Below are 22,562 nucleotides of genomic sequence, written 5' to 3'. Positions count from 1 at the left end.
GCTTTTATGTCTGAAGAAAAATTAATGTCGAAAAAGAAGCCTGCTTATCCTGTGAGCAAGAAACTAAATGCTTATTTGGAGTTGTACAATCGAAACATTGAAATTCCAATTTTTTATGAGGATTTACTTCGTTTTTCGGGTTCCATTGTGGTGTATGATTCTAATGATGAAGACAGTCTTTGGGTACGTGTATATTATTCAGAATTTGAACGACAAGAGATAGATATCAGTTTAAAAAAAGTATATTCTATTCTCTTATCTGATGGTGGAGATAATATTTTTCAATACTTAAATATTGATGCAGTTGATTTCTGTACGTTTGGAAATTCTAAGCCTTTTAGAATAAAAGTTAGAAATATTTTGAATGATAATTTCACCTATTTCTACGTTAAGAAAACCGATGCTTCGCGTATCTACGGTTTAGAATTAGAGCATATGTTATCGCCTTATAATCTTAACTTTTTGGTCTACAAAAACACCTTGATAGAAGAACATATTGCGGGCATTCCTGGAGATGTTTTTATAAAAGATATGTTACCAAAATGTACGGAATCAGAAAAAACCCAATTAGCTAAAGAATTTGTGAAGTTCAATGAGCGTTGTATGATACGTCTTTTAGGAGACATGCGCTCTTATAATTATGTGATTGTACCGGTGCATGATTTTGATCATGTGGTGTACCGAATCAGGGCTATAGATTTTGATCAGCAGTGTTTTGAAGGAAAATTAAAAGTATACAGGCCTCAATTTTTTAAAGAGAATTACCAGATGGTAGAGCTTGTACGTCTTAAGTTACAGACCAAGTCTGTAGATCAATATAAACTGGAAGAGCGTTCTATAGTTGCAAAAAGAATTAAGAGTTCTGGGAATAGAATAAAAAGATTATTGAAGGCTTGTTTGGTAGACAATATATCCACGAAAGATAATATAGAGTTACTGAAATCAGAAATTTACGAACTTACCTTAGATATGGATTTTAAAAATTGTAAAAAAATGGGCGAAGTATTGAACCTCGCCCTAGATTTTGTAAAACGTAACTATGAAGATGTAAGTATGAAACAAATCATAGAACATCGAATAAACCTTTAATTAGCTTTTTTGCTCCTTATTGAAGTATACTAGATAATAATACATTTGCTTTTCTTCATCCCATCCTTTTTCAACAAATTTCTCTGCTGATTCTGGATTGATGAAGTCTAGCTTTATTTGAATGTTAGTATCTAAATTAATGACGTTCTTTATTTTCTTACGAGCATCAGATACCGCTTTATTGGCGATGTCAAAAGTAGAAACATCTTCAACGCTATATTTAGGTCCTTTTTCTGTTTTGTAGTTTTTAAATTCTGGAATTAAATCTGGATTTTCCATCACTTCATTTAAGAATGTGTTCTCTTCAAAAGAATCATTCTTTGCAAAATGGTTTACCGCTCTGTTCATGAAAAGCACTTCTTGTTGCTTATCTTCTGCTGGTAGTACCACGTCTTTGGCAAAGTTCTGACAAAACTTTAGATAGTTTTTAGTTTTAAAGTTATCATCAGAAAGCGGTTCTACGCCTAAAAATTCTTCTAACCAATATTTAGAATCATATCTATTGCTATCAACAGAAAGTACTTTGTACCCTTCTTCTTTTCCGGTATTAAAGATTAAACATCCTTTGTCTAATTTATTAATATTGATTCCTTGTTGTACTATGATATCTAGGTTGCTACCTTTTTCTTCAAACTGAATAAAATCATGTTTTAATTCACTTTTAAAAATCCCTATAGCATCAACTTTTACGTTATCTAAAAGAACACCACTTAAATGTGCCACATACACTTCACCACTTTTAATATGTGGGTGGTTAGACTGCTCATAGAGATAAGATGCTATTTTTTTAGAATTAGCATGTATACTATCTGGATCTGCAAAGATCTCCGAAGTAATTTTATACATCTCATTAAATTCTACATCTACATCATTCGCAAAATTGAAGTAGTTTTCTTCTTTTTCTCTAAAAGGTTTGAAAAAATATTCTTTTAGGAGACCTGTAGTCTCATCATTTAAACTATGCGGTGTTTCTGATAAGAAAATAGCTTCGTTTTTATTTTTGTTCCCCACACGATGAAGCGAGATACTTTCTATTTGAGTCGCGTATAAATTAATCATAGTTTATATAAAGGTAAATTAGTGTTTGTTGCTTTTAGTGTTTATACCATGTTTACTATTGAAAAAGAAGGACTTTAGTTCCAATTTTCATCAAAATCTAAATCATCATAACTATCAAAAGTATCATCAAAATCAAAAGTAGGATCGGCCTCAAATGTTTTTTCTGGTGGAGAATCTGGCAGCTCTCCAAAACTAAATAATATATTAGGATAGGTTCTTCCGTCTTCTTTAGGTACAATATCTGCTAGCTCAACAAAGAATGTCCACATACTAAGGAAGTCATATACATAGATAAGTTTTGGCGTATCTTCTGTGATAATATCTTCTAGAAACGTTTCGTTCATTAAACGAATATCAGAACCATTTTCACTGATGTCATGTAGCGCTATCTCCTCATCTTGAATCCATTCCTCATTACAAGTATAGAAAGAAGCCATTTCATTACCTAAAAACCCAAAAGCTTGTGTTATGGCATTATGAAAATCTTCTAGCGTTGTACTTGCCTCAATTTCAATGTCTCTAAAGATATCTTCCTCTGTATCTAATATTATGCGAATCTTATAAATCATTATTTTGATTTTTTTAGGGGTACAAAGTTACAAAGAATTAAGGCTTGATTTAGTTTTTGATGCTTCTAAAACCAAATAGAATTGTACTCCAAAAAGAATTGCAGCTACAACCATGTGAAAGGTCTGACTACCAAAAGGGAAATCTACATAATACATGGTAATACCAGAAATTATTTCTAGTAATAATAAAAGTAATACCCATCTTATTTTTTCGAACCCTAATTCAAACTTATAAATAAAATAAGCTATATATAGGTTTAAAACTCCAACAAAAATGGAAAAAGACCTGTGTATATAAAACTGAAGGGTAGGATTCATTAGCCATTGACTCTTGGCATCTTCTCCAAAAACATCTATTTGCAGGTCTATAAATTGCCGTACTTGAGTCCCAATAATTACTTGGATAAGGGTAACTATTAAGGATGCCCACAGCAATTTAAGTAAATTTCGACTGGCTTTATAGGTTTTATCTGTTTCAGAAGTTTTATAAATAATATAAATTAACATAGCAACAATCACTAAAGCCATGACCATGTGAACTGTAATTTTCACGGGTTCTAATAAGGAATAAACGACTGTAGCCCCTAGCCATGCTTGAAACCCCATTCCAAAAACTACCAACCAGGAGAGCATGGTAATGCGTTTGTTTTTTTTCCAATACCCAAAAGATAAAGCAGCAAGAATTAATGTAGCAAATCCTGCTAGTGCTCCAAAAAGCCTATTTATATATTCAATCCATGTATGCCATACATTAAAAATAGCATAGTCATGCTTTGTATATTCTTCCCAATTCGAAGCATTATATTTTGCTGAGGTTGTAAAGTCTGTTTTAGCAACTTTTAAAGCTTCACTGTGAATAATAACTTGGCCTTTTTCAAAGGTTTTGTTTTTATCCCAATTTAAAACAGATTCATCAGTAGGAGGTATGTAGTATCCAAAACATTTAGGCCAATCAGGACACCCCATTCCACTTCCTGTCATCCGCACAACAGCTCCTGCTACGATGACCAAATACACCAATACGAGGGTAATTTGGGCTATTTTTCTAAAGTACTTTTGCATTCACTTTTTTATTTTACAAAATTACTACTCTTTGTTCAATTTAAGAAGAAAGTTTGCTGCTGTTTCACAGGGTTTTAAAATATAAAAAGCGGAAAAACTCTAGATGAGAAATTCCGCTTTTTTAAAGTAGGGTAAGAGTCTATTATTCTACGACAATAAACTCTGATCTTCTATTTTGTTGGTGTTTTTCAGCACTGCAATTAACGTTGTTTTCACACTCGTTGTTTAATTGTGTTTCGCCAAACCCTTTGAATGTTAATCGGGAAGTATCAATACCTTTCTTCACTAAATAATCATAGGTAGCTTTGGCTCTTCGTTCAGAAAGCCCACTGTTATAGGCATCATTAGCTCTAGCATCTGTATGAGAACCAATTCTTATTTTAGTACCTGGGTATTGGTTTAAATAAGCTATGACCTTTTCCATTATTATTTGTGCATCTTTTCTAATATAAGATTGATCAAAATCAAAATAGATTTTCTCTAAATTTAATTTTTTAGCAAGATCTGCTCCTAAATCTGCAGGAGCAAAATTAGAAATAAGAAGAATTTCAATATCATTGATTTCTAAGTTTGTTCCTATTTCAACCGCAGTAGTTGCCTCTGCATAATTTTCTTTTAAGGTGATGATGGTATATGCTCCTTTTTCACAAGAACTATCTAGATCAAAGTTTCCTTCAGAATCAGAAATACCTTTGCCTATAACCTCACCATTTGCATTGGTGATATTTAATACAGCATCGGCTATTATTTCTTTTGTTTTTTCATCTTTTACGATACCCTTTAAATTTGAATAACAGTTAAAGTCTAATGCTTTCGATTCTGAAAAACCGTAAATATCGTCACTACCTATACCATTTTCACGGTTAGAAGCAAAATAGCCTTTCTTAGTTGTGTCATTGATTATATATGAAAAATCATCTTGCTCACTATTTAAAGGTTGCCCTAAGTTTTTTGCTTTCGTACGTTCTAATTCGGCTAAATCAATTCCGAAAACATCTAAACCTCCTAATCCAGGATGTCCGTCTGATGCGAAATATAAAATATCGGTATCAGAAATATTTGGAAACGTTTCTCTAGACTCTGTATTTACACTAGGACCCAAGTTTACGGGAGTACCATAAGAACCATCATTGTTAATAGTTACATAAAATATATCAGAAGCGCCCAAAGTTCCAGGCCTGTCCGAAGCAAAATACAATTTAGTTTCATCCGTATTTAATGCAGGGTGTGCCGTAGAATAGTCTTCTCCGTTAAAAGGTAATGCAGTAATATCTGTCCAAGCTCCGTCTTTCAATGTTGCTTTGTACAATTTTAAACGACTAACTCCCTCTTCATCTCTAGAAAAACTTCCATTTTTAAAATTGTTTCGGGTGAAGTACATGGTTTGTCCGTCTTTTGTGAAAACAGGAGAAGACTCATGTGCTTTTTTATTAACTGTTTTAGAAAGTTTTGTGGGTGTTGTAAAATTATCATCCTCTGTAACCGCTGTTTTGTATAAGTTTAAGAATGATTTTCTGTTCCAAAGATGAATAGTTTTGGTTACGGTTCCTGAATCTCTTGCAGAAGAAAAGATTAATTCATTTTCATAAAAAGCAGGAGAGAAATCAGATTCTTTAGAATTGATCGGTAAATTTTTAATGGAGTAGCGACCAGAATTTTCTTTGATAGCTGTTAGATAGTCTTTTTCGTTATTAAATTTTTCAGCACGGCCATCAGTTGCTTTTGCTTGCTCAAATTTTTCCATCCATGCATCTGATGCATCATACTCCTTTAGAGATTTTAAGGTTTGTGCATACCGGTATAGATACTCAGGATCAATAGTCGTATTTTCAAGTTCAAACAATTTCTGATACCAAGTTGATGCCTCTTTGTATTGGGCATTCATATAATTAGCATCGCCAAGATTTTTGTAAACATCCTCAGAAGAGTATCCTTCTTTAATTAAATCCTCATAAGAACTAATAGCATCTGCATAATCAAAACTATTAAATTTAGATTGTGCTTTTACCGCTTGTTTTTCCTGTGCTTGCAAACCAAAGCTTACAAACGCCGTACAAAGAACAATGTGTGTTAATTTAAATTTCATGTTTATTGTGTTTTAAAAGAATCTTGGTGTTATTACTTTTTTGTATCGTGTTAAGAATTCATAGCGAAGAAAGACTTCAAAAGACCCATCATTAAAACGGGTAGCTCCTAGGTCTGTTGTTTCTTTATCGTACGCTAATCCTAGCATTAATTGTTCTGAGATTTGGAACCCTGCCAATAAACTCACTGCGGCATCCCATCGGTACGCTGCTCCTACAGAAAATTTATCATTAATAAGGAAGTTAGCCGAAACATCTATTTGTAAAGGCGCTCCTTTTACTGCTTTTACAAGCCCTGCAGGTTTGAATTTTAGGTTGGGATTTAAATCAAAAACATAGCCTGTTATGAAGTAAATATTTAACCGTTCTTCTGCTAAGAAAGAGGAACTATTGGTTCCTGCACTATCAAAATGTTCTGTCTGTAAAAAATTAGGAACAGATAGTCCGGAGTAAAACTTATCGGTATGGTAGTAAACGCCTGCTCCAAAATTGGGAGAGAATTTATTATCCACGTTAGGCAAGTTACTTTCGGCGCCATAATTTCTAAGTTTAGAGAAATCGATGTTTAAGAAATGTCCGCCTGCTTTTAATCCAAACGAAAGTTTACCTTCTTCAGAAGTAGGGATGGTATAGGAAAATGCGGCATCAAAATACGTATCTTGATTGGTACCATTTCCTATTTCATCATTTACAATAGAAAGTCCTAAACCCACTCTTCTGGATACTGGGGTATGCAGGTTTAGGGTTTGTGTGGTTGGCGCTCCATCTAGTCCTACCCATTGTGAGCGGTGTAAGGCAGCAATACTCAGCACCCCTCGGGAACCTGCATAGGCAGGATTCACCGAGATGGTATTGTACATGTACTGCGTGTATTGCGCATCTTGCTGCGCAGAGAGAGTTGTGGTCCCTGCAAAGACAAAGAGTGCTATGATCAAATATTTTTTCATGTTTTATTCTTAATGGTTAATGCTTATCGGTTGATGTATAAATATCCGGCTTTGTTTAGGTGATTCCCTTCATTTACGTATTTGATTATATAGAAGTAAACACCTACAGGTAATTCAGAATCTGTGCTAATGGTTACTCTACCATTAGAAGCGCCTCTAAATACGTTAGATTGATTATCATACCCAGCCATTTCATAGACTACCACTCCCCAACGGTTATAAATCTGTACCGTGTTGTTCGGGAAAGACTCAATGTTTTCAATCCTAAAGAAATCATTTACACCATCATTATCAGGAGTTAAAATTTCATTAGCAACGGCTATTCCTGAGCTTACCACTTCTTCATCACAACCAGCAGCTAGGGTAGGGACACCGCCAATAGCATCACAAGGATCTAAAGGATCAGTACCGTCTGTTATTTCTTGACCATCTGGGATGGTATCCCCATCGGTATCTGCATTATTAGGGTCAGAACCAATAGCATCTTCTTGTGCAGTCGTCAATCCGTCTGCATCACAATCAGATTCAGGTAATGCTTTACCACCGTTATGATCACAATCGTCTAAAGGATTGGTATTGTCTACAACCTCTTGGCCGTCTATGATGCCATCCCCATCGGAATCAGCATTATTAGGATCTGTTCCTAAAGCAATTTCTTCACCGTCTGATAACCCATCGTTGTCAGAATCAGGATTGTCAGGATCTGTTCCTGCCGCGACCTCTTGATCTGTTGTTAATCCGTCGTTATCACAATCGCTATCCCCTAAAGGACTTCCGTTTACAGAACTACAATCATCTAATGGGTTTGTAGCATCTGTATTCACTTCTTGACCATCAGAAATACCATCTCCATCGGTATCAGGATTGCTAGGGTCTGTACCTAAAGAGGTTTCTTCGTTATCATTAATTCCATCACCATCTGTATCTACAGAAATAGTTACACTACCTATACCTGTATTTCCTGAAGGATCGGTAACTGTAATAGAGATGACATCTTCATCTAGTAAGGTAGGGAAGCTACCAGAATCTGGTACGGCTGTTTCCGTGTCTAAACTCCAGTTACCACTAGCGTCTGTAATTACCGTAAAGGTAACATCAGGAATATTATCACCATCTGTATCCAATTCTATAAGCAAGGTTTCATTAGCATTTCCTTGACCTGTTAGGATAGGGGTAATGTCTATGGTATTAAAGCTATCTACTGTTGGATCTGAAAGGTCAAGTGTAGCTGTATCCGTAATGCTATTAGGACCAACGTTTCCTGCAACATCTGTTATGTTAGCAGTAACATCAATGGTACCTGCATCGCCTGGATTAGAAATAATTACATCAATAAATCCAGTAGCAATATCTGTAGCAGAAAGTACTACATCTTGTGTGTTTCCATTTCCATCAGAGATGGTAACGGTATCTCCTGTAACGGCATCTGCCGGAAGTGTGATACGTGCATCAATATCACCCACTAATTCGTCTTCAGAAATCAATCCGTCGTTATTGGTATCTTCCGTAATAACTACAGTTGGTGCCGTAGGGTCTGTTGTATCAAATGTTGCAATATCTGAAATACTATCTGGACCTACATTACCGGCAACATCTGTAATAGTTGCCGTAACTGTAATTGTTCCATTATCACCAGGATTAGGGATCACGACAGCAATAGTACCATTGGTAATATCTGTTGCGGTAAGCACCACATCTTGCGAGTTTCCATTTCCATCGGTAATGGTTACCGTGTCTCCCGCGACCGCATCAGCAGGTAGTGTTATTACGGCATTAATATCGCCTACAAGCTCATCTTCAGAAATTAATCCGTCGTTATTGATATCTTCTGTTATAACGACGCTTGGAGCTGTCGGATCTGTAATATCCAATATTGCAGTGTCGGTTACACTATTAGGACCCACATTCCCGGCAACATCGGTAAGGTTTGCGGTTACCACTAGGGTACCGGTGTCTCCAGGATTACTGATAATTATATCAATAAATCCACTCGTGATGTCTGTTGCGGTAAGCATTACATCTTGTGAGTTTCCATTTCCATCAGTGATGGTTACAGTATCTCCTTCAAGAGCATCGGCAGGCAACGTCACACGTGCATCAATATCACCGACAAGTTCATCTTGGTTTATTAATTCATCGTTATTGGTGTCTTCTGTGATGACTACTGTTGGTGCTGTAGGATCAGTGGTATCAAGTGTTGCAGTATCTGTAACACTATTGCCCCCCACATTACCAGCAACATCTGTTATGTTGGCCGTCACTATAATTGTTCCATTGTCTCCAGGGTTAGGAATTACAACAGCAATAGCACCATTGGCAATATCCGTGGTCGTAAGTACTACATCTTGTGAGTCTCCATTTCCATCGGTAATGGTAACGGTGTCACCTGCAACCGCATCTGCTGGCAGTGTTACTACAGCATCAATATCGCCTACAAGTTCATCTTCATTTATTAATCCATCGTTATTGATATCTTCTGTGATAACTACTGTTGGTGCAGTAGGATCTGTAGTATCAAGTGTTGCGGTATCTGTAGCACTATTAGGGCCTACATTTCCGGCAACATCGGTAAGGTTTGCAGTTACTACGATGCTACCTGTGTCACCAGGATTAATGATAACTACATCAATAAATCCATTGGTAATATCCGTTGCCGTAAGTACCACATCTTGTGAGTTTCCATTTCCATCAGTGATAGTTACGGTATCCCCTTCAAGAGCATCGGCAGGCAAAGTCACACGTGCATCTATGTCGCCTACAAGTTCATCTTCATTGATTAATTCATCATCGTTGCTGTCTTCCGAAATAACTATCGTTGGAGCAGTTGGATCTGTAAGATCAATGGTAGCAGAATCTGGCGTACTATCAGGACCTACATTCCCAGCCGCATCCGTAAGGTTTGCCGTTACGATTATAGTTCCTCCATCGCCAGGATTAATAATGTTGACTATAATAAAACCATTAGAGGCTTCTGTTGCTGTCAAAATTATATTTTGGCTATTTCCATTTCCATCAGTAATGGTAACGGTATCACCGCCAACGGCATTACTAGGTAGTGATATTACAGCATTAATATCTGCTGATAATTCATCTTCATTTATAAATCCGTCATCATTAACGTCTTCTGAAATAATAACTGTTGGAGCACCAGGATCTGTAGTATCAAGAACTGCCGTATCCGTTACACTAGTAGGACCTACATTCCCTGCAACATCCGTAAGGTTTGCGGTAACTACAATAGTGCCTTTATCTCCAGGATTAGCGATAATGACATCGATAAATCCATTGGTAATATCAGTAGCAGTTAAAATAACATCTTGAGAATTTCCATTCCCATCGGTTACAGTTACGGTATCTCCTGCAACGGCATCCGCTGGAAGTGTTACACGAGCGTCTATGTCTCCTATGAGTTCATCTTCATTGATTAATTCATCATCGTTTGTATCTTCTGTAATTTCTATTGTCGGTGCACTTGGGTCCGTAAGGTCAAGTACTGCTGTATCTGTAGCGCTGTCTACACTTTCATTGCCGGCGATATCCGTAATTTTAGCGGTAACAACAATAGTTCCGTTATCTCCAGGGTTAGCAATTACAATAGCAATCGTGCCATTGGTAATATCTGTTGCTGTAAGTACTACCTCTTGAGAATTTCCATTTCCATCGGTAATAGTTACTTTATCACCAGCAACGGCATCCGCAGGAAGAGTTACCACAGCGTCAATCGCACCAGTTAACTCATCTTCACTAATTAAACCATCATTATTGGTGTCTTCTACAATTTCTATTGTAGGCGCTGTTGGGTCCGTAATATCGAGCACAGCAGTATCTGTAGCGCTATCTGGACCCACATTTCCTGCAACATCGGTAAGAGTGGCCGTAACTACAATGGTACCTGTATCTCCAGGGTTCGCAATAATCACATCTATAAATCCTGTTGTAATATCTGTTGCCGTAAGTACTACCTCTTGAGAATTTCCATTCCCATCGGTAACAATTACTTTATCACCAGCAAGGGCATCAGCAGGCAATGTTACCCGAGCGTCAATATCGCCTACAAGTTCATCTTCACTAATTAATTCATCATCGTTGCTGTCTTCCGTAATGCTTATTGTAGGAGCGGTTGGATCTGTAAGGTCAAGTACAGCGGTATCTGTTGCACTGTTAGGACCTACATTCCCTGCAACATCCGTTATATTGGCGGTTAGCACAATAGTACCGCCATCTCCAGGATTGGCAATCACAATAGCAATGGTGCCATTCGTAATATCTGTCGCGGTAAGTACCACATTTTGTGAGTTTCCATTCCCATCCGTAATGATTACGGTATCACCTATCGCAGCATCAGCAGGAAGTGTAACTATGGCATTAATATCACCGATTAACTCATCTTCACTAATTAGACCATCGTTGTTGGTGTCTTCTACAATTTCTACGGTAGGAGCTGTTGGAGCTGTAGTATCAATGGTTAATTCTAAGTTCGTAATATCAGTAGCACTGTTACCCGCTTCATCTGTACTTGTAACAGTCACTTCATTTGTACCATTTACATTCGGCGCAAAAGTTCCTGAGGTAGGAGCTTCTGTTTCCGTATCAATAGTCCAATCTCCTGAAGCATCCGCTGTGGTAGTGAATGTTGCTCCACCAACAGTTACCGTAACTGTAGAATTAGCTTCTGCCGTACCTTCAAGTACAGGAGTAGTGTCATTTGTAGTTTGACTTTCTACTGTTGGAATCTCTGGATCTGTGGTATCTATCGTCAACTCTAAAGTAGTAGCATCTACAGAACTATTTCCTGCAGCATCCGTACTTGTTACCACTACTTCATTAGCTCCATTTACATTTGGCGTAAATGTTCCACTATCTGGTGTAGCTGTTTCTGTATCGATACTCCAGTTGCCCGAGCTATCGGTAATTATGGTATATGTTGCTCCTGCAACTACTATTTCTAAAGTAGAATCTGCTTCTGCAGTTCCAGTAATTATTGGTGTTGTATCATTTGTAATTTGATCTTGTACTGTAGGATCAACAGGTGGCGTTACATCTACCGTGAGCACCGCAGCAGCAGAAGTCAACGGAGAACATACAAAAGAAGTTTCTGTAATTATTACTCTATACTCATACCCGTTTTCTGTAATTGTTATACCTGTTAGGGTTAATGTTGCAGTGGTACTTCCTGTATAAATATCAGTTGCATTGGCATCATCTATATCTATAAATCCACTACCAGATTGGTCATCAACTTGCCATTGGTATATTAATTCTGTTCCATTCGCAGTAACAGAGAATACCTCTGGAGAACTGCCATTTGTTAACACATCTTGCGGTTGCTCTGCGGCAGTTGCAATTGTTGGAATAACACCAGGTTGTTGAAAATCAAAGGCTGTATTGCTAGCACTATCTGCATTATTAGGAGTCGTGTATCCGGCGGTCACAGTTGTTCCTGTAACTATTCCGTTTGCATCTACTAGGGTAGGGGCATCACCTAAATATCCATCAGCATTGTCATCTGTGTATCCTGCTTCGATAACATCATTACAGCCATCACCATCAGCATCTAATTCAAGGAAATCGGCAATACCATCAGGGGTAGTTTCAGAATCAAATACGATATAATTTACAGTACCACTATTCTGTTGTCCACTGGCCTGTACCGTATTTACGATACCATCTGTACCCACGGTACCGTCTAGAACGCCGGTTGTAAAAGCTTTTCCGCTTCCAGATTCCACCACATCATAAATTCCATCATTATCAGCATCTAAATCAAAGTGATTAGGAACGCCATCGCCGTCCGTGTCAAAACTATCTACAATAGAATCGCCATTAGTATCAGGACCTAAATCTAGATCTTGGTAATTTAAAATTCCATCAGCATCATCATCCGCACTTGGGTCAGTACCCGATGTTTCCAAGGTATCTAAAATTCCATCATTATCATCATCAAGATCAATTGAATCGGCTATGCCGTCTAAGTCATTATCATCAATCCCAACTTCACGATAATCTACTTCCGGAGTGGTCGTTTTAGCAATATTTGGTAAATCTATAGCGCCATTATCTTGATCATCATTCGTATCAAAAAGGGTTCCTGGAGTATCAACATCATCATAACCATTTAGTAAACCATCACCATCAGAATCAAGATTATTTGTCGCTGCAACAAAACCAGCTTCTCTTCTATCTGTTAGTGTATCATTATCAGAATCTAAATCTAAATAATCAGGAATACCATCTAGATCTGTATCAATAACCATTAGACCTTCATTGCCAGTTCCTTCATAAGCATCTCCCAATCCGTCTCCATCCGTATCATCTGTTCCTCTAGGCGTATACGATGTGGTAAGTTGTGCTTCTACATTATCTGGAATACCATCATTATCAGAATCAATATCTAAATGATCTTCAATACCATCATTATCACTATCAATACCTTGGTATATTTTGTATACCGGTGCCGTTCCAGGTCCTGAGGCAACTCCTGTTGGAGTACCACCAGAATTAGTAGCAGAAGTAGTATTGGTAGGTGTAAACAATCCATTAATATCACATGTTTGGAATAAAATAGATCCTAAATAATCATTAGTACCAAAACCTGTTTGCAACTCACCCGTAAAAGTAAGATCAAGATTTGTTGTTTCATAGTAATTAAAGTATGCCGCTATTTTAGGACCAAAATCTACACCGGCCCAAGTTTGCGCAGGACCTTCAAAAGTGGCAGTACCTGTTGCTAAATTTTCAGATACAGTAAGTAATGAATTACTATCCACGGCATATAAACCTGGACGGGTTAATGTTACACTTTCTCTAGTGTTAGCACCGTCTATATCATAAATTACGCCCCCAAATCTAATAAGGTTGACTTGAAAATCTGTTCCAGAAGCTACCAAACGTACGTTAAAGGAAATACTTCCTGTTTCTCCCGCTACACCTCCTACATCAAAAGTAGGCTGCCAAGCATCATTACTACTACCAGCAGGGAAAGCATCTATTGATGTTAAAGTGGCATTATCAATAGCTGTTATTTGAACTATCGCATCTAATACCCCTAAAGATGAAGTAACTACTGTAGAAAATCTATACTCAGCATTTAGAGTACCTGCACCAGAACCGGTAGCAGGTATATAAGTACCGCCTATAAATGATCCAGCAGGTATACCACAATCATCACCTTTGACATCGGTAGGTTGAAATCCTAAAGATTCTACATAATCTAAGATTCCATCATTATCGTTATCAATATCAATACTGTTGTCAACGCCATCACCATCGGTATCAATAGGATCTAAGTGAACAATATTATCCCTAAAATCTACTTCACTCGTAAAAGGATCTTGGGTGTTCAAGAACGTAGTAACATCTTGGTTATTATTTGTTGCGCCGTTTGGATCTTCTAGTCCGTTAGGAGCTACAATACTTAAATCAAAGGCATCATCTAAACCATCGTTATCAGCATCTATTCCCGAAGGTGTAACATCTGCTGTTAAATCATCATTATAATCATACACCTCTGTGGTGTCATCTAATCCGTCATTGTCAGAATCCGTATCCCTAAAATCAGGACTATCTGTACCATCCGTATTTGTTGGAGCATTTATAGATTCTCCTGAACCTGCAGGAGCAACCTCATAATTATCGGCTAGACCGTTCCCATCTGAATCTGCAGATGGAAAGAGATGTCCTGATGTGGATTGCCATTCTATATTATCTATAATCCCATCATTATCACTATCTAAATCTAAATAATCTGGTAAAGCATCTGCATCTGTATTTTCTGGGATGCTACTAAAACTACCTCCATTATCTACATCAAAAGCATCATCGACCCCATCATTATCAGAATCATCGCCCGATAGTTGTACTAAACTAGCGTCTGATTGCGCTTCTACTAAATCTTGTATTCCATCATTATCAGAATCTAAATCTAAATAATCAGGACCAGTGGTGCCATCAGAATTTATAGGAGTTGTTGATACTCCCGCACCATCAGTGCCACCATCTTCAGCCGTATCTGGAATTCCATTGGTGCCAACGCCGCTTTCAGAACTGTCTATATAACCGTTGCCATTTGTGTCTAATGCACCATTTCCTGTTTCTACAAGATCTGGAATACCGTCATTATCACTATCAAGGTCTAAACTGTTTGGTACGCCATCGCCGTCAAAATCGGTATTACCTTCTACGATATCTGGTATACCATCATTATCATCATCTTCATCACAGGCATCTGGAAGGGCATCACCATCTGCATTTATGGCATCATCAAATCCTTCACAGGCGTCCAAAGAATTTTGCACACCATCGCCATCACAATCACTTGTTGGCAAAGGAGTTCCTCCAATAGATTCACAATCATTTAAAGGATTTGTATTATCTGACGCTTCCTGACCGTCATCAATACCATCACCATCCGTATCTGAATTGTAGGGATCTGTGCCATTAGTAACTTCAGTACTATTTATTATACCATCACCATCACAATCTGCCGCTGCCCAAATAGGGTTCGCAGCATCATAACCTGTGTATCCTGGAGTTTGCCCTGGATCACATGGGTTTAATGCGTCTGTATCTGTATTGTCTGGCACACCATCACCATCGGTATCATTGCTATAAGGATCTGTATTATTGGTAACCTCTGTTCCATTGGTAACTCCGTCACTATCACAATCTGCTGCTGCCCAAATAGCATTGGTCGCATCATAGCCTGTATAGCCTGTAGTTTGTATTGGATCACAAGGATCTAAGGCATCTGTATCTGTATTGTCTGGCACACCATCACCATCGGTATCGGTGTTATATGGATCCGTACCGTTGGTATTTTCGGTACCATTAGTAATACCATCACCATCACAATCTGCTGCTGCCCAAATAGCGTTGGTAGCATCATAACCTGTATACCCTGGAGTTTGTATTGGATCACATGGGTTTAATGCGTCTGTATCTGTATTGTCTGGCACACCATCGCCATCGGTATCGTTGCTATAAGGATCTGTGTTATTGGTAACTTCGGTACCATTAGTAATACCATCACCATCACAATCTGCTGCTGCCCAAATAGCATTGGTAGCATCATACCCTGTGTAGCCTGGAGCCTGCACTGGATCACAAGGATCTAAGGCATCTGTATCTATATCATCTTGAACACCGTCACCATCCGTATCCGCATTGTAGGGGTCCGTACCGTTGGTATTTTCTATCCCATTGGTAACATTATCACCATCACAATCTGCTGCTGCCCAAATAGCATTGGTTGCGTCATAACCAACGTAACCCGCTACTTGTATTGGATCACAAGGATTTAATGCGTCTGTATCTGTATTATCTGGTACACCATCGCCATCCGTATCTGTATTATAAGGGTCCGTACCATTGGTTACTTCTGTACCATTGGTAATTCCGTCACCATCACAATCTGCCGCTGCCCAAATAGGGTTTGTAGCATCATATCCTATATATCCTGGAGCTTGCACTGGGTCACAAGGGTCTAAGGCATCTGTATCTGTATTGTCTGGCACCCCATCGCCATCGGTATCGTTGCTATAAGGATCTGTATTATTGGTCACTTCTGTTCCATTGGTAACATTATCACCATCACAATCTGCCGCTGCCCAAATAGCATTAGTGGCATCATAGCCTGTATAACCTGGGGCTTGTACTGGATCACAAGGGTCTAATGCGTTTGTATCTGTATTGTCTGGTACACCATCACCATCTGTATCGGTGCTATATGGGTCCGTTCCATTGGTCACTTCTGTTCCATTGGTCACTCCGTCGCCATCACAATCTGCTGCTGCCCAAATAGTATTGGTAGCATCATACCCAATATATCCTGGAGCTTGCACTGGATCACAAGGATTTAAGGCATCCGTATCTATATCGTCTTGAACTCCATCTCCATCGGTATCTGTATTAAATGGGTCAGTACCATTGGTAGCTTCTGTACCATTATCAAGGTTATCACCATCACAATCTTCAGCTGCCCAAACTGCATAATTTTCATCTGTTGAAGTGCGTACCGTAGGCACAGTAACTTCACAAGGATCGGAAGGGTTTGTATTATTGGTTACTTCAAAACCATTTGTTTCGCCATCACCATCACAATCCAAGGCATTCCAACTTGCTTCTGCATTTGCGGCAACTTGACTTGTACTATATACGCAAGGGTCTAAAGGATCTGTATCTGTTGTGTCTGGGTCACCATCACCGTCAGCATCAAGATCACAGATACCCACTAAACCATCGCCATCCAAATCTAAATCTTCGGTGGTGACCGCGCTTACAGCTCCAGTAGTGTACGTAGCAGATGCTACCAATCCGTTCGCTAATATGGTTCCAGAGCCATCCGTTACTATCGCTGAATCTGCATCGTTATATTCTGCTCCATCACCATTATCTGCAGTACTATCCGTATAGGCTTCATTAGCGTCTGAACAACCATCGGCATCACTATCTAGATTTAAATAATCAGGAGTTCCTGTTGTTGTTTCTGTTGGTACGGTTCCTGCTCCTGCACTGCTAGGAATACCTGTAGTACTAATGCTACCATCTGCAATACCATTAGTATCTGCATCTGTACCTCCTGATTCTACTACATCATAAATTCCGTCATTATCACTATCAAGGTCAAGTATATTAGGAACACCATCATTATCAACATCACAGGCTAAAACTGATCTAAAGGCAAAACCTTCGTTTACATGGTTAGCGCTGCTATTTATACTTCCGTCCGCATAATAACCGATATCCATAGGAAAGGTTATTCCAGTACTTGTATCTATTAATAAAGACCATCGTGAATCTGTTACAGTTCTTGAAAGTCCGGCAGCATCAGGAGCAACTTGAAAAGGAGTTCCTGAAGTTATCACCGCTCCATTCCCTAAGTCGGTTTCCCCCAAGGGATCAGAAAGTACAGCTGTACCGCCCCCTGGCCAAGTAATTGTTATTGTTTTATCTGCATTTTGTATGGCACCAACGTCGCTGTTCATCTCATACGAAGAAACGCGAATTGCTTGTTGTATTGCATTTATAGGTTGTTCCACGCTAAGAATCATTTCAACCGTAGGGTCTGTACCTTGATTCCATCGTACTTGCAAACCGTTATCCGCTGGGCCTGTTTTGTCTAAAATATTATATTCTGTAGACGTAATTGTAAACTGTTGATTAACGCCATCGCCATTGTCATACTCTCCTGTTAGTAACAATGAATCATCTCCGGTTAAGATTACACCGTTTGCAGCGGTACATTCTAAAGCATCTGCTATCCCATCATTATCGTCATCATCGTCACAGGCATCTCCTATTGTATCACCATCTATATCTTGAAATAAAGGGTGATTGGAATCACATTCGGAGCATTCATCTGCTTGCTGTAAATTATCTGTAGCAGTTCCTGCACCTTGAGAAGTTCCTCCAGGAACACCAGCAGCATCTATTGCAGCTGTTAGTCTAAGACTACCATTTAAATCACTATAATTATAACTTGCATCACCCTCTAAAGCATCAGGACAACCGTCATTATCACTATCTGAATCTAAATGGTCATAAATCCCATCATTATCCGTATCTGTATACAACGAACATAAAGTATTCACCCTCCAACCAATATTATCGGCATTAGCTGTTGCAGCTTGTGTTATAACAATTCTATTAATTCCTTTATCTATATTAAATCTGAAGTTTGCTTCTTGAGCCGTACCTCCAATTATAGCTGCTACTGCTTCTCCAGAAACTGGATCATAAGAAGCTCCAGTGCCAATGGTACCGCTAGTGGCATAAATGTCTGCTGGGAATTCTATTTGAACACTATTATTATAAAATTTGATATTTTGACTTTCATCATAACTACCAGAAGCATTTCTTGCTAAACTTCGGACATTAAACTCTGTAGATAATATAAGTTCAGAAAATACAATTTCTGTTGTAGTACCGGTCACTGCAGAATTTGAGTTACGTGTTTGCATATCTACTTGCACGCTACCATCTGTGTAATTTGGATTTCCAGCAGGAAAAGTTCCTGAACCAATGGTAGTAGTAGCAACCGCTGTGATATCGTTATCAAAATCTTTTATATAGGCTACCAAATCACCATCGTTACTATCTAAAGTAATTAGATTATAGGATGAATCTGTAAAATGAATATCATTTGTGGGAACTAAACCACAATCTTTATTAAATTCATCTACATCCAAAATTCCATCATTATCATCATCACTATCACAACCATTAGGAATGCCATCTAAATCAGTATCAAGAGCATCATCAAATCCTTCGCAAATATCAGAAGTATCGGGTACGCCATCATTGTCATCATCTAAGTTCTCTATGGTAATTACTTCTATTACGTCATCTGGAGATGAATTAGAATCTGTTTGATCTTGTGTGTTAGAAATGGTATTTGTTATGCTTGTAGTGGCTACCGCTTCATTAATATCATCTGCCGTAGCTACGATAATCAATGATTGCTTTTCTCCTTTTACCATATCTCCTACATTCCAGTTTGGAGCAGACCAAGTACCCTTGCTAGGCGTAGCACTAGTAAGTGTTAATCCTGCCGGTAAGTTATCTGTAATGACTAAGTTAGTGGTGTTATCTAACCCCAAACTTTCTACAGTTATCGTAAAGGTTACTGTTTCTCCTTCTGAAATTGTTGTTTTATCTGAAGTCTTGTTTATATAAATATCTGGGTTGCAATAAAAAAACTGAATAACATTAGAGTTGTAATCACAACCACTTTTAGAAACATTTACGTAATGCTCGCCAATTTCAGTAGGGGTGTAGCTACCGCTTGTGGCTCCAGGTATCGCAACACCATCATTGAACCATTGGTAAGTGTCAAAGGTTTCTGTAAGTGTAATAGTGCTTCCTAAACAGCCTGAACCTGATATAGAATAATCTACTACAGGTACGGTATCAAAACCAGAAAAATATCCTCCAGTTCCTAGTGCGCCGCTAAAGCCAACAACTCCAACAGCTATGGCTCCTGAAGATTGGACATAGATATTACCTGTTAAATTAGGAATATAAAAACTTTTCCAAGGTAAGCCTGTGGCAGGTATAGGAGCGGGGAGGGCCACAGGAACACCATTAGAGGTCACTACTATATTGGCATCAGGAGTACTGTTGGAAGCTAGAATAGTTAATGCCCCTGATATTGTTTTTCCTGCTAAATCTTCAATTGTGCTTATGTTATTTACATTGTCGGGAAGTAGACAATTAACAGGAGCAATAAAATTCATTCCTATGGTCGCTCCTGAATTACTACCGGCCAAACATTGATAGGCATACACATTTTTTGATGCAGTAACTGTCATATTATTACCAGCGGTACTGCCTGAATAATTTGATCCAGGAACTAAAAAATATTCTCCGTCATTTATTGTAGCAATAGGAGTGGTTGACCCGTTAATAAAAATATCTGTACCACTAGCGGTTCCAATTATAATTGGAAATTCTAAGGCATCTGTGCCACCACCTCTAATGAAAACATATTCACGACCAATAATATCTATAGGTACGGGTTGATCTGTTCCTCCATCTTGTATATTAACGTTAGGAAGAACACCAAGTAAAATATGACCATTACTTATTGCTATATCTTTATCGGAAAGAATATCTGCGCCTAACCATCCGTACCTGTTGGCGTCGCCATTATTTCCTTCAACCTCCAATACATAAGATTCTCCTTTATTTAAGGTAATCGTAATTGTGTCATCGGTTAAGCCTGTGCCATTATTTCCTAATCTAAAAACACAGTCAGGATCATAGTCTGAAATGGTTACTGTTGTATTATCTTCCGTAGCCATAATCCCTAAGGCTGCATTAAAAATGCTTCGATCATGCAAAAAAGGAATACCACCCCATTTAAAATGCGTACCTAAAGCTGCCCGCCCTTTAGAGGTTAAAGAAACGCCTTGAGAATTGCTGTTTCCTCTATAATTTGCATAAAATTTTTGTCCACCTGGGGCCTCTAAGCGTAAACCTGCTGTACTACTAACAAGACCAACTTCAGCATTAGGTAATAATGTTATTCCATTCTCTCTAGAAGGTAGAATATACGTGTAAGGAATAGTGTTCGATACAGAAACTGTTGCTACTGGGGTTACAGAAGTTCCAATATAAATATTTATATCAAAAGGTATGGTTTCTGGAGTAGAAAGGTATACATATTGATCTACAATGTAATTAGCATTTGTCTCAGCTAGCGGTGGCATGTAATGCAAGTCGCTTAGTTGTGCATAGGAACTAGCTATTGTGAGAATTAGAAAGGTGAGACTTAAATAATAAGATCTAAAAGCGGCGAGACTATTTTTCATAGTAGGAATTGTGGTTTGTGGTCATTCTCTTAAAAGACAGTAGTTGATTTTAAGATTTTATTAACAAGAAAATGAATTCAGTTTGAATGCAACTTTCTGTTTAAGGTAAAATCAATAGAATCGTTCAACGGCTGTATTTTAATGTTAAAATACAATTTTATAGGATAAAACTTACTTATTTAAGTATTAAATCTTATATGCTATAAAATTTTTATGTGTTAATTATTTGTAAAGTAAGACTAATTATGAAGGAATTTTTAAAATTTGTTGTGTTATGTACAATTTTGTGTGGTCAAATGACCGATAAGTGTCGACAAGTGGTAAATTGCCCTTCGGGATAAGGAGATTTTTTATGTAGGAAATATTCATAGAGAATGAATTTTACATAAAAGAAAGGATAAAGCTGAAGTTCGTGAACGACTTCAGCTTTATCCTTTTTATTTTCTGATGTTGAGCATCAGATACTTCTTTAGTATAAAGAAACTATTTTAAAAGAATCGTGGTGTTATTACTTTTTTGTATCGTGTTAAGAATTCATAGCGAAGAAAGACTTCAAAAGACCCATCATTAAAACGGGTAGCTCCTAGGTCTGTTGTTTCTTTATCGTACGCTAATCCTAGCATTAATTGTTCTGAGATTTGGAACCCTGCCAATAAACTCACTGCGGCATCCCATCGGTACGCTGCTCCTACAGAAAATTTATCATTAATAAGGAAGTTAGCCGAAACATCTATTTGTAAAGGCGCTCCTTTTACTGCTTTTACAAGCCCTGCAGGTTTGAATTTTAGGTTGGGATTTAAATCAAAAACATAGCCTGTTATGAAGTAAATATTTAATCGTTCTTCTGCTAAGAAAGAGGAACTATTGGTTCCTGCACTATCAAAATGTTCTGTCTGTAAAAAGTTAGGAACAGATAGTCCGGAGTAAAACTTATCGGTATGGTAGTAAACGCCTGCTCCAAAATTGGGAGAGAATTTATTATCCACGTTAGGCAAGTTACTTTCGGCGCCATAATTTCTAAGTTTAGAGAAATCGATGTTCAAGAAATGTCCGCCTGCTTTTAATCCAAACGAAAGTTTACCTTCTTCAGAAGTAGGGATGGTATAGGAAAATGCGGCATCAAAATACGTATCTTGATTGGTACCATTTCCTATTTCATCATTTACAATAGAAAGTCCTAAACCCACTCTTCTAGACACCGGGGTATGCAGATTTAGGGTTTGTGTGGTTGGCGCCCCATCTAATCCTACCCATTGTGAGCGGTGTAAGGCAGCAATACTCAGCACCCCTCGGGAACCTGCATAGGCAGGATTCACCGAAATGGTATTGTACATGTACTGCGTGTATTGCGCATCTTGTTGTGCAGAGAGAGTTGTGGTCCCTGCAAAAACAAAGAGTGCTATGATCAAATATTTTTTCATGTTTTATTCTTAATGGTTAATG

Annotated in this window: 8 protein-coding genes; 1 reads left to right on the top strand and 7 read right to left on the bottom strand. The window is 38.0% G+C overall.

The genetic code is table 11. From position 1 onward, the window contains the following. The first annotated feature begins 6 nt into the window (after nt 1-6). Nucleotides 7-1,089: a hypothetical protein gene (locus M666_RS18975; protein WP_029445596.1), complete on the top strand. Its 1,083-nt coding sequence runs from the start codon at nt 7-9 to the stop codon at nt 1,087-1,089. Here M666_RS18975 and M666_RS18970 read toward each other — a convergent pair whose 3' ends face one another. The 7 genes from M666_RS18970 to M666_RS18940 all read right to left on the bottom strand — a co-directional run bounded on the left by M666_RS18970 (nt 1,090) and on the right by M666_RS18940 (nt 22,540). Next, on the bottom strand, nt 1,090-2,148 hold the full coding sequence (locus tag M666_RS18970) for a nucleoid-associated protein (protein ID WP_029445597.1): 1,059 nt from the start codon (nt 2,146-2,148) through the stop codon (nt 1,090-1,092). 74 nt (nt 2,149-2,222) lie between these two features. Next, the gene (locus tag M666_RS18965) at nt 2,223-2,717 is read right to left on the bottom strand and encodes an IS1096 element passenger TnpR family protein (RefSeq protein WP_024479671.1); all 495 of its coding nucleotides are present in this window, start codon (nt 2,715-2,717) and stop codon (nt 2,223-2,225) included. Nucleotides 2,718-2,744: 27 nt separating this feature from the next. Continuing rightward, nucleotides 2,745-3,779 (bottom strand): COX15/CtaA family protein, encoded by a 1,035-nt coding sequence (locus M666_RS18960; RefSeq protein ID WP_029445598.1) that lies wholly within the window; start codon nt 3,777-3,779, stop codon nt 2,745-2,747. A 142-nt stretch (nt 3,780-3,921) separates the two neighbouring features. Beyond that, nucleotides 3,922-5,865, bottom strand: coding sequence for an OmpA family protein (locus tag M666_RS18955; RefSeq protein ID WP_029445599.1), 1,944 nt, complete (start codon nt 5,863-5,865; stop codon nt 3,922-3,924). A 12-nt stretch (nt 5,866-5,877) separates the two neighbouring features. After that, nucleotides 5,878-6,810, bottom strand: a complete 933-nt coding sequence (locus M666_RS18950) for a PorP/SprF family type IX secretion system membrane protein (RefSeq protein WP_029448278.1) — start codon at nt 6,808-6,810, stop codon at nt 5,878-5,880. A gap of 23 nt (nt 6,811-6,833) precedes the next feature. Then, on the bottom strand, nt 6,834-21,119 hold the full coding sequence (locus M666_RS18945) for an Ig-like domain-containing protein (RefSeq protein WP_039326074.1): 14,286 nt from the start codon (nt 21,117-21,119) through the stop codon (nt 6,834-6,836). Nucleotides 21,120-21,607: 488 nt separating this feature from the next. Then, a complete protein-coding gene (locus M666_RS18940) occupies nt 21,608-22,540 on the bottom strand; it encodes a PorP/SprF family type IX secretion system membrane protein (protein WP_029448278.1) in 933 nt (310 codons plus the stop codon). Nucleotides 22,541-22,562: the final 22 nt, after the last annotated feature.

This window comes from Cellulophaga baltica 18 (assembly GCF_000468615.2).
Taxonomy (GTDB): Bacteria; Bacteroidota; Bacteroidia; order Flavobacteriales; family Flavobacteriaceae; genus Cellulophaga; species Cellulophaga baltica.
Note: the sequence above shows the minus strand (reverse complement) of the source record. Positions and strands in the feature narration are given on the sequence as shown.